Origin of the sequence: Sphingorhabdus sp. (genome assembly GCF_046154385.1) — a bacterium.
Taxonomy (GTDB): Bacteria; Pseudomonadota; Alphaproteobacteria; order Sphingomonadales; family Sphingomonadaceae; genus Sphingorhabdus_B.
On sequence record NZ_JBJXFW010000010.1, the window covers coordinates 25898 to 40428 of the forward strand.

At 55.5% G+C, this 14531-nt stretch carries 13 protein-coding genes and 1 riboswitch; of the genes, 5 read left to right on the forward strand and 8 right to left on the reverse strand.

What is annotated here, in order from left to right:
• The first annotated feature begins 44 nt into the window (after nucleotides 1-44).
• Nucleotides 45-518: a PH domain-containing protein gene (locus ACKVOS_RS02715; protein ID WP_409210485.1), complete on the forward strand. Its 474-nt coding sequence runs from the start codon at nucleotides 45-47 to the stop codon at nucleotides 516-518.
• Nucleotides 515-2095 carry a PH domain-containing protein gene (locus tag ACKVOS_RS02720; RefSeq protein ID WP_409210486.1) on the forward strand — a complete coding sequence of 527 codons (1581 nt, stop codon included), beginning with the start codon at nucleotides 515-517 and terminating at the stop codon, nucleotides 2093-2095. Before ACKVOS_RS02715 ends, ACKVOS_RS02720 begins: the two co-directional genes overlap by 4 nt.
• Here the strand turns inward: ACKVOS_RS02720 and ACKVOS_RS02725 are convergent.
• The 8 genes from ACKVOS_RS02725 to ACKVOS_RS02760 all read right to left on the reverse strand — a co-directional run bounded on the left by ACKVOS_RS02725 (nucleotide 2080) and on the right by ACKVOS_RS02760 (nucleotide 11306).
• Nucleotides 2080-3240, reverse strand: a complete 1161-nt coding sequence (locus ACKVOS_RS02725) for an alkaline phosphatase D family protein (protein WP_409210487.1) — start codon at nucleotides 3238-3240, stop codon at nucleotides 2080-2082. The genes ACKVOS_RS02720 and ACKVOS_RS02725 overlap by 16 nt on opposite strands.
• Nucleotides 3237-4013, reverse strand: a complete 777-nt coding sequence (locus ACKVOS_RS02730; RefSeq protein ID WP_409210488.1) for an ABC transporter ATP-binding protein — start codon at nucleotides 4011-4013, stop codon at nucleotides 3237-3239. Before ACKVOS_RS02730 ends, ACKVOS_RS02725 begins: the two co-directional genes overlap by 4 nt.
• Nucleotides 4010-4975, reverse strand: a complete 966-nt coding sequence (locus tag ACKVOS_RS02735) for a FecCD family ABC transporter permease (protein WP_409210489.1) — start codon at nucleotides 4973-4975, stop codon at nucleotides 4010-4012. The genes ACKVOS_RS02730 and ACKVOS_RS02735 overlap by 4 nt, the downstream gene beginning before the upstream one ends.
• Complete coding sequence (locus tag ACKVOS_RS02740) at nucleotides 4972-5814, reverse strand: ABC transporter substrate-binding protein (RefSeq protein ID WP_409210490.1); 843 nt, start codon at nucleotides 5812-5814, stop codon at nucleotides 4972-4974. Before ACKVOS_RS02740 ends, ACKVOS_RS02735 begins: the two co-directional genes overlap by 4 nt.
• The gene (locus tag ACKVOS_RS02745) at nucleotides 5814-7661 is read right to left on the reverse strand and encodes a TonB-dependent receptor plug domain-containing protein (RefSeq protein ID WP_409210491.1); all 1848 of its coding nucleotides are present in this window, start codon (nucleotides 7659-7661) and stop codon (nucleotides 5814-5816) included. The genes ACKVOS_RS02740 and ACKVOS_RS02745 overlap by 1 nt, the downstream gene beginning before the upstream one ends.
• A gap of 82 nt (nucleotides 7662-7743) precedes the next feature.
• A riboswitch (cobalamin riboswitch) is annotated at nucleotides 7744-7926 on the reverse strand.
• A gap of 55 nt (nucleotides 7927-7981) precedes the next feature.
• Nucleotides 7982-8584, reverse strand: coding sequence for a GNAT family N-acetyltransferase (locus ACKVOS_RS02750; protein ID WP_409210492.1), 603 nt, complete (start codon nucleotides 8582-8584; stop codon nucleotides 7982-7984).
• A complete protein-coding gene (locus ACKVOS_RS02755) occupies nucleotides 8581-10827 on the reverse strand; it encodes a molybdopterin cofactor-binding domain-containing protein (RefSeq protein ID WP_409210493.1) in 2247 nt (748 codons plus the stop codon). Before ACKVOS_RS02755 ends, ACKVOS_RS02750 begins: the two co-directional genes overlap by 4 nt.
• The gene (locus tag ACKVOS_RS02760; protein ID WP_409210494.1) at nucleotides 10824-11306 is read right to left on the reverse strand and encodes a (2Fe-2S)-binding protein; all 483 of its coding nucleotides are present in this window, start codon (nucleotides 11304-11306) and stop codon (nucleotides 10824-10826) included. The genes ACKVOS_RS02755 and ACKVOS_RS02760 overlap by 4 nt, the downstream gene beginning before the upstream one ends.
• Nucleotides 11307-11376: 70 nt before the next feature.
• On the opposite strand from ACKVOS_RS02760, the gene ACKVOS_RS02765 reads away from it, so the two are divergent.
• Genes ACKVOS_RS02765 through ACKVOS_RS02775 form a run of 3 tightly spaced genes read left to right on the forward strand, consistent with a single transcriptional unit; the run spans nucleotide 11377 to nucleotide 14507 of the window.
• Complete coding sequence (locus ACKVOS_RS02765) at nucleotides 11377-12315, forward strand: XdhC family protein (RefSeq protein ID WP_409210495.1); 939 nt, start codon at nucleotides 11377-11379, stop codon at nucleotides 12313-12315.
• Entirely contained in the window at nucleotides 12302-12859 is a 558-nt protein-coding gene (locus ACKVOS_RS02770; RefSeq protein ID WP_409210496.1) for a nucleotidyltransferase family protein, read from the forward strand. The genes ACKVOS_RS02765 and ACKVOS_RS02770 overlap by 14 nt, the downstream gene beginning before the upstream one ends.
• 25 nt (nucleotides 12860-12884) lie before the next feature.
• A complete protein-coding gene (locus ACKVOS_RS02775; RefSeq protein ID WP_409210497.1) occupies nucleotides 12885-14507 on the forward strand; it encodes a sulfotransferase in 1623 nt (540 codons plus the stop codon).
• The last annotated feature ends 24 nt before the right edge of the window (nucleotides 14508-14531 follow it).

Sequence of the window (14531 nt, forward strand, 5' to 3'; positions counted from 1 at the left end):
GAAACCGTCTTGCTAATACAACACAGTAGACGCATATCGATGACATGACCACCGAATCCTTGGCGGAACTCACACCGCTCAATCCCGCTTATGTGACAACAACGCGGATTGCATCCGCCTTGGGCTATCTGCCCTTTGTGGTCGGAGCAGGGGTATTGGAATACGCGCAATTATTGCCGCCCGGCTGTGTTTTTGTGCCTGCATTCTTGCTCTATTTATTTGCGGCTTTTGTCGTTCCGGCGCGCAAATATCGGCATTGGGGTTATGAAATGGGGCGTGACCGCTTGCGTATCGTGCGTGGCTATATGTTCTTTCGCGATACCGTAGTCCCCTTTGGCCGTATCCAGCATATCGATGTGGAGCAGGGGCCGATTGATCGCCGTTATGGCCTTGCGACAATTACCGTCCATACCGCAGGAAATCATAACAGTACCGTAACCTTGCCCGGCCTGCTGCACGCAGATGCGCTGTCGATGCGCGAGGCCATTCGCGCCGCCATCCGGCAGGACCAGATTTGACCAATTCCGCTTCTCGAGACACGTCCGAGACGGACGGCGAGGTTACCGGGGGTGAAGGAACAAAGCTTCATATCCTCGGCCTATTCGTCGGCTTTATTACCGGCCTTCCGCAACTTATTTTCCCGATCTTTGCTGCATTCTTCGGAACACGGGGCAGCGATAATCCGTTGATTTCGATCGCAGCGGTCTGTGCGATACTTTTGTTCAGCCTTTTCTTTCGTTGGTTGGCTTGGATACGGTTCCACTATCATATCGGTGAGCATGATATTCGCATTGAAAGCGGCGTTGTGAGCCGGAACGCGCGGTCCATTCCGTTCGAACGGATACAGGATGTCAGCATAGAGCAAAAGCCGCTCGCACGGCTTTTTGCTTTGGGCGAAGTCAAGTTTGAAACGGGCGGCGGCGATGGCGATGATGCCAGGCTTAGCTTTGTGAGCATGGATGAAGCGAGCCGCCTGAGGGAGCTGGTTAAAGCCCATAAGAGCGGTTTGGTGCATGTCGCAGATTCTGAAAATGAAGCGTCCAATGACCTGACACCGCCGATTTTCGCCATGGACCCACGGCGTGTCCTTATCTTTGGACTATATTCATTTTCTCTGGTGATTTTTGCGGTGCTTGGCGGGTTGGCGCAACAGTTTGATTTTCTGCTGCCTTTCGAGATTTGGGATTTCCGGCACTGGATCGGTGTGGCCGAAAAGCGTGGGGTAACCGTCGATAATTTGGACGGGATCGGCTGGGCCACACAAATTATGTTGGCGGTTGTGGCCTTGGTCGGTCTTGTCGTCATTGGCTTTGCAACAGGTGTCATTCGCACCCTGTTGCGTGAACATGGCTTTCGGCTGGATCGCACCGCCAAAGGGTTCCGGCGACGGCGTGGCTTGTTGACGCTGACGGATGCCGTCATGCCGGCGCATCGGGTGCAGGCTGCTGTGATCCAGACGGGCCCGATCCGCAAACGGCGCGGCTGGCACAGCCTGAAATTTGTCAGCCTGGCCCAAGACAGCAAAGAAGAAACCAATTTTGTAGCTGCGCCATTTGCGACATTGGCTGAGATATGGCCAATTGCGAATGCCGCTATGATTGATGCGCCGGATGTGTCGATGCGGTTCCGATCCGGGGATGCGAGGTGGTGGTCGATCCGGTTTTTCGGTCTGGTGCCGATAATCATCCTCGCCATGGCGGCGGCCATGTTTTTTGCAGGCATATCTTTTTATCGGTCGGTGCTGCTGCTTTTGGTGCCGGTCGTTATCGGGTTTCTCTGGTGGCTCGAATGGCGGCGCTATGGAGATTTTATTGACGGTCGGCAGATATATGTACGCGAGGGCTGGTGGCGTGAGCGGCTGTCGATTGCACCTCAGGTAAAGGTTCAGACAGTCGAAATTTGCCAAGGCCCGATCGCCCGGCATCAGGGGTTGGCTTCAATCAATTTTGGCATTTCAGGTGGTTCACTGGAAATGATCGCGCTACCGCTCGACACCGCGATGGCCATTCGCGATGCCGTGCTGTCGCAAGTGGGGGCCGTCGATTATGCCGTGCTGGCACGTGAACGGCCCACTGCTCCTCAATCGATTGCCTGAACGACCTGTTCTTCAATCACGCTGCCGTCATCTTTACGAAGCGACATTTTGACCGTCTTTGCCGCCCAATCGATGTCGATCTGGCCAAAATTGGGAACCCCCCAAAGTCCTCCGGTTCTGCGCGGATCAGGTTCGCGGTCGCCGCCGTCGCCCTTGCCAAAGGCAAAGTTGAGCGAGCTTGACGTGAAGTCCCACAATGGTTTTGCAATCCGGGGATTACTGACTTTGTAAAAGCCACCCGAATGGCGATCTCCCGACAGGAAAATGGCGTTACTGACGCCTTTGTCCGCCAGGAGATCATAGAGCCGATCCCGTTCTTTTGGAAAATTCGTCCAACCTTCAAAATTATGCGCGTCGGTTATGACTTGTGTGGACGAAATGATGAATCGCAGGTCGGCGGGTTTGCCAAGTTCTTCCGCGAGCCAGTTCCACTGCGCCTCGCCCAAAACCGAAGCATTAGGGTCAATGTTCGGAATATACCAACCAAGTGAAGGGCCAGGGTCGCGATAGGGCATGACGGCAAGGTCGGACCGGAAGAACCGGGCATCAAGAATGATAAACTGGACCCGCTTGCCTTTTGGCCCGACCATCCGGCTTTCATAAACGCCAGGTCGCGACGTGACCTCTGCGCTGCTGTTCCAAAAGGCTTCGTAGATTTTTTCGGCCCGTTCCTTGAAAGCAAAGGTTCCGCCTGCATCATTTGCGCCATAATCATGATCGTCCCATGTTGTCATCATGGGGATTGTCCGGCGGAAACGGTCAAATTCGATGCGGCTGCCAAGCGTGCGGTAGCTTGCGGTCAAGGTGGGGATATCCGCGCTATTTGTTGAGCGTGTGTCGCCATAGACATTGTCGCCGATCAACAGGAAAGCCTGCGGATTTTGGGCGGCGATAATGTCCCATATTTTCATGTCCCGGTGTTCATTGACGCACGACCCAAAGGCAAAGCGGGTGATAATCTCGTCGCTGGAAAGTGCCGGATTCGGCGCTGATTGCGGTAACTTGGTATCGAGCCTCGCGTAAAAGGGGCGCAGCGCTTCTGGCGCGCTTTGCGGGATTGCTGCCGGCGTTGCGGTTTCGTTGTTGGTGACGCTGACAGCACAACCGGACAGGAACAGGGCAGCTATGGGGAGGATGCGTTTCATGAAGCAATCTTTCCTTTTATCAAAAGCTGGGTCACCCCTTCCTCGTCTGTGAAAAGATTCGCGTCAATGCCATAAACATGGGCCAGATTATTGGCGGTGATGACGGATGTGACGTCACCTTGCGCGAAAACCTTGCCGTAGTGCAACAAAACGACATGATCGGCAAAGCGTGCCGCCTGTTGCAAATCATGCAGCACGGCGATGACGCCTTTGCCGCTGTCGGCTTGGGCGCGTAATAAACCCAACATGTCCAGTTGATGCCCCGGATCCAGATTGGCAAGCGGCTCGTCGGCTAATATCCAATCGGGTTCGCCTGCCAATACCCGCGCCATCAACACGCGCGCGCATTCACCGCCCGACAATTGCGTGATCGGGCGTTTGGCGAATTGCGCCGTGTTTGTGGCGGCCATAGCGGCGGCAATGGCTGTTCGGTCTTCGGCCGACAGGCCAAAGCCGTTTCGATGCGGATAACGGCCCAGCGCAATGAGCGCCTCGGTTAACAGCGCCCAATGCGTCTCGCCGCCTTGCGGGAGAAAGCCAATGGCCCTTGCGCGTTCTTGTGCACTTAGTCCGGAGATTGCCCTACACCCTAGTGTAGCCATGCCTGTGTCGGGTTCCAACAACGCCGCAAGGCACGCAAGCAATGTCGATTTGCCTGCACCATTCGGGCCAAGAATGACACTGAACTGGCCGGGCAAAAATTGCGCATCAATCCCCGATAGAGTTGGGCGTCCGTCATGGGCGAAACATATATTTTCGCTTCGCAAGATCATAGCATGCGCCCCTGTTTTTTCTGGAGCAGAAAGAAAAAGAACGGGGCGCCCAACAATGCCATTGCAATCCCTAAGCGAATTTCGGTGGGTCCTGGAATGATGCGAATAATGCTGTCTGCCGTTAGTGTTAAAAGCGCACCGCCGACTGCAGACGGCAGCAAAATTGCGGAAGGCTGTTCGCCGTAAATCCGGCGCATCAGATGCGGCACGATCAGGCCGACAAAACCCACTACGCCCGATACGGCGACTGATGCACCGACCGACAAGCCGACCCCCACAACGATGACCCATTGCAAGCGCCCGATATCGACGCCGAGGCTGCGCGCGCCGTTGACACCGATGGTCAGTGCGTCAAGCGACCGCCCGGTCGTCAGCAACAATGCGCCGCCCGCCGCAATGAACGGCAATGCCTGAATGGCATCGTTCATGAGCCGGTCTGTAAGTGCGCCCATCAACCAGTTTATGATCTCGCTGGTCGCAAACGGATTTGGCGCGATACTGATGAGGAAAGCGGTCATCGCACCGGCCAGGGTCGACAGGACCATCCCGCCCAGGATGAACCCCAAAGGCCCGCCGCCACGCGCCAAGGCAAGTAATGCAATAATGCTGGCCCCGGCCCCCAACATGGCGCAGGCGAATAGGCCCAGAGGAAGCGAGTTCAGGCCCAAAAAGATGGCGGCCACGCCACCGAAGGCTGCACTTGATGACACACCGAGCACGGTCGGGTCGGCAAGGGCATTTCGTAAATAGCCCTGCAAGACGGCACCCGAAAGTCCTAGAGCCGCGCCGATTCCCAGTCCAAGCAGTGCCCGTGGCAGGCGCAATTCCAGAAATATCCAGCCATCCGCAGTATTGTCAAACCAAGCGGCGGGCCAAATCCAGGCCTTGCCCGCCATCAAAGAAAGGCAAAATGCCGCCAGGGTTAGACACATCAGCAAAATTGTGTTCCAACGCAAAGTCATGGGGCATCCTTTTGCTGCAATGCCAATATATCTTCGCGCGCCTTGGCCAATATTTTTGAAACCTTGATCGTCGTCGGACCGCCACAATAGAGCAGCCTGTCGGGGAAATGCACAATAGATGTTTTGTTGCGAAGATTGTTTATCAGTTGCACGCGCGCTGCCATTGCCCGATCTTCTCTTCCGTCGGCATTTACGGGCATGAAAATGACCTCCGGCGGGTTGCGGATAAGGGTTTCCAGCGGCAATATTCCCCAAGATTTCAGGCCAAAGCCGGAGCTGGCATTACGAAACCCATGTCGTTGCAATAATTCGTCCTGCATGGTGCCTTCGCCTGCGACAAATCCGCCATTTTGCCATATGATTGCGGTTGGTCGATACGGAATGGCAGCGGGGGTGGAGATGGATTGCGTGATCCGCGCAACCAGAGCTTCGCCGGCATCAATGCGGTCAATGGCCTTTGCGATTTGACGGACTTGCGCGATGTCTTCGTCTAACGTGGCCGCAACGCCCATCGCAACAACGTCGATTCCCGCTTTTGCCAGCGCCGTATTTGTGCCTGACGATGCGAGATTGCCGGTTAACACCAGTCGCGGTTTGGCCGCAATGATATCCTCGGCTGCCGTTCCCAGCGCAGGAAATTGCCGGGCCCAATCGACCGGCGCCGACGCGCTTGCGCTTTCGTGCGAATACACGCTGACCGCCGATATTTGATGTGGCGCGGCGATTTCAGCCAGGATCGCGTCTATGCATGGATTATTTGATACAATTCCGCCCGGTGCAATAGCGGGCTGGCCGCTACAACTGCCCAAAAATAGCAGAAGCGGCCAGCCCCGGAACATTAAAACTTCGCCCTGATTCCGAAATGGGCATTGCGGCCATATGTATTGAAACCGGCCACCTGAACATATTGCGTATCGAACAGATTTTCGACCCGACCATAAAGTTCGAGCTGGTCATTTAACGGATAAGAGGCACGCAAATGCGCCAATGTGTAGCCATCCAAGCGCACGCTGTTTGATGCATTGTCAAAGCTGTCCCCGGCAAGCAACACCGAAGCCCCAAGCTTTAAGCGCCAGGGCGTCTGCCAGTCGATGGTCAGGCTGCCGGAATGTTGCGGACGCAGTGCCAAGCGGTTACCTAAATTGGCACCGGCCGAACGATTTATAGCGTTGGTTAATGTGTAATTGGCCTGAATATTCAGCCCGTCGGTAGGCTGCAGCGCAAATCCCACTTCAATCCCGTCTGTGTCCACTTGGTCAATGTTTTCGGATTGGAAAGTGGTGAAGGAAAAAGCGATCAGATCGCTGCTTTTCCGGTTGAAATAGGTCGCATAGACCTGCGCGTTGTTATCCAGAAACCGATGCTCAAGCCCAAGGTCGAAATTACGCGCGGTTTCCGGTTTCAGGTTCGGGTTGCCAAAGGGCGGTTGACCCTCTGACAGCGTGGGTGCCCGAAAACCCTCGCCATATGTCGCGCGCAAGACTGTATCGCCGCCATTGGGGGTGTATGCGATATTTCCGCCCAGCGTCGTTTGCCCGCCATAATCGCTATAATCATCATGTCTAACGCCGCCGGTGATCGTAAGTCCTGTGACAGGGCGCACGATCAACTGGCCGAAGCCGCTTGTTACCTGATTGCGCGCGATGTCGGCCGGTGCACCTTCGAACGAAGTGCTGGCGAACGTGCGTTCATGGTCAGCCCCAAATACAAGCGTAACCGCGTCGGTGACATCAAAGGCAGAGTGATATTCAAATCGGTCGATAGTGCCTTTGACGTCAAAATTGTTGAAGCTGAAAACGACGGGGTCTGTTCCAACGCGGGTGATGTCGGTACGTGCATAAGACACGCGATTTTGAAACCGGCCGTCCGCCAAATCGAAATTCGCACCCACATAGCCAATGAACTGGCGATTGCGTGCCACGGGCAATCCGTCTGCCCCGACCCCGAATGGTGAGTCAAATTCTATGGTTCCGCGATTATAATAGCCACGGAAATCAAGCGCAAAATTCTCCGCAACATTGACTTTCAACCGACCATTGGCCGCCCAATTTTCAAAACCGTCTTTTTCGGCCCCGCCGGCAAGCGCAGAGATTCCATCGGTGCGGTAAAACGCGCCACCGATGCTGCCTTCAAATAGACCGCTTGTGCCCGAAAGATTGGCATTGGCCCTTAACGTATCCGCAAATCCATATTCTGCACCGGCATTTACGGCCAAAGCTTGTGTAGGAGACAGGCTTTGCACATTCACGACGCCGCCGATGGCTTGGCTGCCCCAGATAATCGAGTTGGGACCACGTAGAACCTCGACGCGACCGACATTGCCGGTAAGCAACGCGCCAAAATCAAATGCTGCGTTGGGGCTGGAAGGATCGTTGATCCGCACGCCGTCAATCAACACCAAAGTCTGCGAACTGTTGCCGCCGCGCAAAAATACGCTGCTTTGGCTGCCAACGGGTCCGCGTGTGGCGATTGCAACACCGGGTAAAGTGCGGAGAGCATCGATAATGCTGTTTGCCTGTAATTCTTCCAACCGTGCATTATCAAGAACCGATATGGCTTGGCCGGTTTCCGAGCGCGGTTGTTCAAAACCGCTCGCGGTAACCACAATGTCTTCGTTGGCATCCTGCGCGAACACGCAAACAGGGGACAGCGCGAGCGCCGCTGCCGAATATTTTAACAATTTCATCAATCTGATCCTTCACATGACGTCCAAACAAATGTCGTCACGCGGAGGAAAACCCCGATTGCGCCAGTGTCCCGCAAGCACAAAGGACAGACCGCAAACAGGCAGGTCTCCTGGCTCCCGGGTCAAAATCCAAACCCCGCCTTCCCAGTTTCCCAGTGGCATAAGGGGCAAAACTCGCCGGTTACAGTTGCGGGAACAGCGCCGGATTTCCGCCGGCTTCCCTATTATCCACGCTCCCGCGCAGACCTGATGCGTGCGTGCCAGTTAGGCCGGATCGGCCTTCAGGGCAAGGCTACAAATGGATAGGGACGCCCCCGGTTTTAATGCCGTGTCTTTCCCGGCCGCTGCATTCCCCAAAAAACCGGCCCTTCGGGAACCTGCCAGCTGTGCTTTATTTTGAAACCAAAGCTTTGGTAAAGCGCAATATTATGTTCGTCAGCGGTTTCGAGATAAGCTGGCAAGCCATCCTCGTCGGCGCGCTCAAGGCCTGCCCGGATTGCTGCGCCGCCAAAGCCCTTGCCTTGATGCGCCGGATCGCATCCCGCATAATGCAGATACCAGACAGGTTCTTTAGGAAGGTGCTTTTCGATCAGGTCCGCGACTTCCAGCCCACGGAAAATCGAAAAGCGCAGACGCTGGATAAAGGGAATGATCAGACGGGTGCGGTCCCATAGGCTGTCATGGGCCTGACCCGGGCCACGCCACAAGGTAACCGCCTCAATCCCGTCTGTACCGAATACCGCGCCCTTGCGGTGCTCGTCCTGCAAGAACAGGTGGAATGCACCCGCAAGCCGCTGCGCGCGCAGCTTCGGGTCGGGGATGACATAGCTCCAACCCGTTTCGGTCTGGAACGCGCGGGCCAAGGTCTCCGCGATTTCCAGATTGTCGGTTGGGGCAAGAAGCTTTGCTTTGCTGTTGCTCAAGCCTTTGCCTGCGTCAAAATGGGTAGATTACGAACACGCTTTCCGGTGGCAGCGAACAATGCGTTGGCAAGCGCCGGGGCAGCCGGTGGCACGCCGGGTTCGCCGATGCCACCCATAAACGCCCCGCTGTTGATGAAGTGGATGTCGTGCACCAACGGCGCATCGGCAAGCTTCAGCAAGGGGTAATCGGAAAAATTGCTCTGCTGCACAGCGCCTTTTTCCAGCGTAACGGCTTCACCTATCGCCGATGACAGGCCCATGATCGTCCCGCCTTCAATCTGGGCCTTGGCTCCATCGGGATTGACAATGCTGCCTGCGTCTACGACGGTCGTGATCTTGTGCACCTTGGGCAAGCCATCATCTTTAACCGATGCTTCGATCACATGTGCGACAATGGTCTTGAAGCTTTCGACAATCGCCACCCCGCGGCCTACGCCTTCAGGCAATGGCGTGCCCCATCCCGCCAGACGTGCGCATTCGTCAAGAACACGCAAATGGCGGGAGTCTGCCTTTAAATGGTTCCGGCGAAACTCGACGGGGTCCACACCTGCCGAATGCGCCAGTTCATCCATAAAGCTTTCATTATAAAAGCCCTGCTGCGTCGAGTTTACCGAACGCCAAGCCCCTGTAATCTGGTTGGAGGCATGCTCATAATGGCGACGGGCCACGACCGGCAGATTATATATGAAGCTAGTCTCTGCCTCGGCACTTTCTGTCTGGGCATAATCATTTGTGTATGCGGCAATCCGGCCATTTTTATTGACGGCAGCTTTTAACAGCGCCGAACTTTGTGGACGATACGCGCCTTGTGCGATTTCTTCTTCGCGGCTCCAGATCAACTTTACCGGATACGGCAATTGCATCGCCAACTTGGTCACCTGACTTACGATTTCCATGTACATCGGCAAGCGGCGGCCGAAGCTGCCACCGATCAGCATGGGGTGGAATGTGACGTCGTTGGTATCGAGGCCAGACACTTCTACCGCCATCATCTTTGTCGCCAGAGGATCCTGCATGCCTCCCCAGATATTCAGCTTCCCGTCCTTGTGGTGGGCGGTCAGGGCGAAAGGTTCCATCATTGCATGATGCAGGAAAGGCACCTGATATTTCGCCTCATTGGGCTTTGCACCCAGTCCTGCTTTGACATCACCTTCGCCCGCTTCCCCGGCCGGTTCACCCTTGGCGATCAGGTCGTCATAGGCCTTGAAAATGGATGCGGTCGAAATGGCGCCATGACCACCATCTGTGAATTGCGGCGTCATGGCGCGCAAACCGCTAATGGCGGCCCAATAGCCTTTGGCAACGACAGCGACGGCGTCGTCCAGCTTGATGACTTTTTCGACACCCTTGACCGCAAGGGCGGGAGCTTCATCGACAGATGTCAATTTGCCACCACGTGCAGGGGCGGCCATGATGGTTGCAACCCGCATATCGGGGACCGAGAAGTCCATTCCATATTGCGCGGTTCCGTCGACCTTCGCCGGGAGGTCGAGCCGAGGCAAGGATTGCCGCACCAGACGATATTGCTTCGGGTCTTTTAACTTAGGATTGTTATCGAGTGAAAGCGTCGCTGCCTCTGCCGCCAATTCGCCATAGCGCAAGGTCCGTGCGGACTTGGAATGCAGGACTTGGCTGTCTTGTGTAGTCAGTTCCGATACCGGAACGCCAAGGCGCTTGGCGGCGGTTTCCATAAGCGCAAGGCGGGTCGCCGCGCCGACCTTCTGGAATGTTACTTGTCCGGTATAGCGAAGCGCCGAGGAGCCGCCGGTGATCTGCAAGTTCATTTGCCGTGCGATGAGCGACAGAAATGATTGGGGCAAGCCGTTTACAATGCCCGGCTGCCCGGTCATTTCGCCCAAGAAACCACGGCCTAAACCAACATTGGCAAAGGCGGATTCGGCGGGTGCGGACACGATTTTGACTTGATCCCAAGCCGCATCAAGTTCTTCGGCCAGCATCTGGGCAAGGCCGGTATTCGACCCCTGACCAATGTCGGTGTGTGGCGAATAGATTGTGATGCTGTTGTCTTCGGCGATTTTCAGCCAAGTGGCAAAGCTGTGCTCGCCTTTGCCAGCCGTCAACTTGGCGGCCGTTTTGACGGCGTTGCTATCGGCGATTGAAATTCCAAACAGGCCAGCGCCTGCGACAGCGACACCGCCGATCAAAAAGGCGCGGCGCTTAACACCTTTGCGCTTGGCAGGGGCGGCGGGTTCCATTTCCAATGTGGGGTTATCGGCCATCATGCAGCTCCTTCGATAGCGGTTGCCGCTTGGCCCGTGGCGGCATGAATGGCCTTTCGGATGCGCGGATATGTCCCGCAGCGGCAGATGTTCGTCATGGCTTCGTCGATTTGGGTATCCGAAGGCTTGCCGGTTTTTTTGATGAGCGCGACGGCGGCCATGATTTGGCCAGACTGGCAATATCCGCATTGCGGGACTTGCGCGGAAATCCACGCCTGCTGGACCGCGTGCAACGTGCCATCCGCGCTTTTCAATCCCTCAATCGTCGTGATTGATTTTCCTTCAACTTCGCTGATGGGTACGCTGCAAGACCGGGTAATTTCGCCATCAACATGAACCGAACACGCACCGCAGGCCGCAATTCCGCAGCCGAATTTGGTACCTGTCAGTCCGACTTCTTCGCGGATAGCCCACAGCAGGGGCGTATCCGGTTCTGCGGAAAGCGTAACGGCTTTGCCATTGATAGTCGCGTTTATCGCCATGTTGAATAACTCCTGCTCTCAATTGCGTTTCATATAGCAACCTGTTGCACGCTTTGCTAGGCAATTGCGGATGCAAACAGGGTTAGCCGATCATCACCGCATTTTGGCCAGTGCACAGTCATGGCGCGGCGCACCCATGGCGCTGGCAACTGTCGTTGAAACTTGGAAATCCGCACCTTGTCCTTTGGGCACCCACATGCTGGTTCATGCGGATGGACGCTTTACAGGGTCGGTTTCTGGTGGATGTGTCGAAGGCGACGTCCTCGAAATGGCCCGGCAAGTTATCGCTGAAAACAGCTTTGTTATCCGCCGTTATGGCGTTGCCGATGGAGCCGCGTGGGAGGTAGGCTTGCCCTGTGGCGGTGATATCGTGGTGTTGGTTCAAAATGTCGCACCCGAGCTGTTTTCGGGTGCGCTATTTGGTTCGATAATCGAGGCGCGGACAGCGGGCAAGGCTTTGCATATTGGAACCGATTTGCAAAATGGCATGAGCCGCATTGTCGACACCGATGAACGTGATCTATTTATCAATAATTATCTGCCACCGCGCAGGCTGATTATCGTCGGCGCTGTCGAAATCGCCGCATCGCTGATTGAAATCGCAATCGGTCTGGATATCGAAGCGATCTTGGTTGATCCCCGCGCACGGTTTCTGACAAAAGAGCGTTTCCCCAAGGCCGAACTGGATGACCGATGGCCCGATGACGCCATATTGGCGCGCAAACCCGATATGCGAACGGCAATCGTCACCTTAAGCCACGATCCCAAAATCGATGACCCGGCGCTCATTGCTGCATTGGCGAGTGATGCCGGGTATATCGCGGCGCTCGGGTCAAAAGCAGCCCATGCCAAACGAACCGAGCGGCTGTTGGCATCGGGTATGAACGCAGATCGGCTGACACGTATTGAGGGGCCTGCGGGCGTGGCGATCAATGCGATAAGCGCCCCTGAAATCGCTCTGTCGATCGCGGCAGGAATGGTGCGGGCGTTTAACAATGGACTGCGCTGATATTGCTGTCGTGATATTGGCCGCCGGTCTAGGCACGCGGTTTGTCGGCGATAAACTAATGACTCCTCTGGGTGATTTGCCCTTGGGCGTTCATATCGGGCGTACCGTGTCCGACATGGGTTTTGGCTGGCGCTTTGCGGTTTGCCGGCCGGCGTCTGCGATATCGGTTCATTATGCCGACCTGGGATTTCAGATAATAGAGAATGCATTACCCGGGGCAGGGCAAGCCCATTCCCTGCATCTGGCGGTCGAAGCAGCGCGCGCCACAACGGTGCAGGCTTTGATGGTTACGTTAGCCGACATGCCGTTCGTACCCGAATCGCATCTAAAAGCCATCGCGCACGCCGGTGTTTTGACCGCTTCCGATAACGGCACGGCCAATTTGCCACCCGCTTTGTTTCCCCGGGAAAGCTGGCCGGATTTATTGGCCACATCAGGGGATCGTGGCGGCGCGGCGCTTTTAGGATCGGCGCGGATCGTCGCAATCGATCCTGCCTTTTTGCGTGATATCGATACCGCCGCTGATTTGCCTGCTTCAAAATGACGAGGTCATCGCCTAGTGTCACCAGATGAAAGCGAACCCTGAACACCACGCCATAAATTCCGCCCTTCGCAACCCGGAGCTTATGGCGGCTGCGTTGGCTTTATATGAAAATCGTCTCCACGATGCCGAACCGATATTGAAGGCGCGGCTGAAACGAAATCCGTTTGATGTGGCAACGATCAGAATGCTTGCTGAACTTGCCGGGCGTATCGGCCGCTTTGCCGATGCCGAAAATCTCTTGCGCCGGGCGGTCGAGCTTGCACCAGCTTTCGTTCCGGCAAGGTCCAATCTGGCATTGGTGCTGTATCGGCAAGGGCGACCCGAGGAAGCCATTGCCGAGCTGGACCTGTTGCTCGACAACGATCCTGAGGATATTGGCGCAGCCAATTTGAAGGCCGCCGCCGCCGGTCGCATCGGCGACTACGCCGATGCGGTCGCGCTCTATGAACAGGTTTTGAAATCAAAGCCGGAGCAGGAAAAAATATGGCTGTCTTATGGCCATGTTCTGAAAACAGTTGGTAGACGCGACGACAGTGTAGCCGCCTATCGCAAGTCGGTTACGTTAAAGCCCGAATATGGCGAGGCGTTTTGGAGCCTCGCGAATTTGAAGACATTGCGGATTTCGGACGATGAACTGGCGGTGATGCGCGCGCAACTGGCACGCGAAGATATCGCTGATGAAGATCGTTTCCACCTCGATTTTGCAATGGGTAAGGCGTTGGAGGATCGCAAATCATGGGACGAATCCTTTGCCCATTATGATGCCGCCAATCGTCTGCGCCGGTCGGCCCTTGATTATGATGCAGATGAAAACAGCGCGATGATCGCGCGGCGGGTTGAACAAATGACCCCGGATTTTTTTACATCGCGTAATGGCGGTCACGACGCCGTTGACCCGATTTTCATTCTCGGAATGCCGCGTGCGGGATCGACGTTGATCGAACAAATATTGTCCAGCCATTCCAGCGTCGAAGGAACGCAGGAGTTGCCTGATATTGGTATGATATCGCAACGTGTCGCAGGGCAGGCGAAAGAAGCGCATGGGGGCGATTATTGTCAGGGCCTTGCCAATTTGAGTGCGTCCGACCGTGAACGTATCGGAGCCGAATATATATCACGCACCCGCATACATCGTAAAAGTGACAAACCATATTTTATCGATAAAATGCCGAATAACTGGCAAAATGTTGCGCTGATCCACCTGATCCTGCCCAACGCCAAAATTATCGATGCGCGGCGCAACCCGATGGATTGTTGCTTTTCCAATTTTAAACAGCATTTTGCCCGTGGCCAGAGTTTTTCATACAGCCTTCATGATGTGGGCCAATATTATGCAGACTATGTCGGTTATATGCAGCGGGTCGATACAGTCTTGCCGGGCCGTGTCCATCGCGTGATTCACGAATCTTTGATTGAAAATCCGGAACGTGAAATCGGGGCTTTGCTGGAATATCTCGGTCTGCCGTTTGAGGAGGCGTGTCTGCAGTTCTGGCAAAATGATCGTGCCGTTCAGACTCCAAGCGCCGAACAGGTACGCCGTCCGATAAATCGCGACGGGATTGACCAATGGAAACCCTATGAACGGCATCTGCAACCGCTAAAGACTGTTCTTGGCAGTGTTTTGGACAGCTATCCCGACGTTCTATAGCGCCGGTGAATTGCAACCGCGCCG

What these genes read in the sequence shown, in the direction of transcription:
- ACKVOS_RS02765 (WP_409210495.1), top strand. Translation starts at nt 11,377, where the DNA reads ATGCAAACAGGGTTAGCCGATCATCACCGCATTTTGGCCAGTGCACAG.
- ACKVOS_RS02715 (WP_409210485.1), top strand. Translation starts at nt 45, where the DNA reads ATGACCACCGAATCCTTGGCGGAACTCACACCGCTCAATCCCGCTTAT.
- ACKVOS_RS02770 (WP_409210496.1), top strand. Translation starts at nt 12,302, where the DNA reads ATGGACTGCGCTGATATTGCTGTCGTGATATTGGCCGCCGGTCTAGGC.
- ACKVOS_RS02775 (WP_409210497.1), top strand. Translation starts at nt 12,885, where the DNA reads ATGAAAGCGAACCCTGAACACCACGCCATAAATTCCGCCCTTCGCAAC.
- ACKVOS_RS02725 (WP_409210487.1), bottom strand. Translation starts at nt 3,240, where the DNA reads ATGAAACGCATCCTCCCCATAGCTGCCCTGTTCCTGTCCGGTTGTGCT.
- ACKVOS_RS02735 (WP_409210489.1), bottom strand. Translation starts at nt 4,975, where the DNA reads ATGACTTTGCGTTGGAACACAATTTTGCTGATGTGTCTAACCCTGGCG.
- ACKVOS_RS02730 (WP_409210488.1), bottom strand. Translation starts at nt 4,013, where the DNA reads ATGATCTTGCGAAGCGAAAATATATGTTTCGCCCATGACGGACGCCCA.
- ACKVOS_RS02760 (WP_409210494.1), bottom strand. Translation starts at nt 11,306, where the DNA reads ATGGCGATAAACGCGACTATCAATGGCAAAGCCGTTACGCTTTCCGCA.
- ACKVOS_RS02755 (WP_409210493.1), bottom strand. Translation starts at nt 10,827, where the DNA reads ATGATGGCCGATAACCCCACATTGGAAATGGAACCCGCCGCCCCTGCC.
- ACKVOS_RS02745 (WP_409210491.1), bottom strand. Translation starts at nt 7,661, where the DNA reads ATGAAATTGTTAAAATATTCGGCAGCGGCGCTCGCGCTGTCCCCTGTT.
- ACKVOS_RS02740 (WP_409210490.1), bottom strand. Translation starts at nt 5,814, where the DNA reads ATGTTCCGGGGCTGGCCGCTTCTGCTATTTTTGGGCAGTTGTAGCGGC.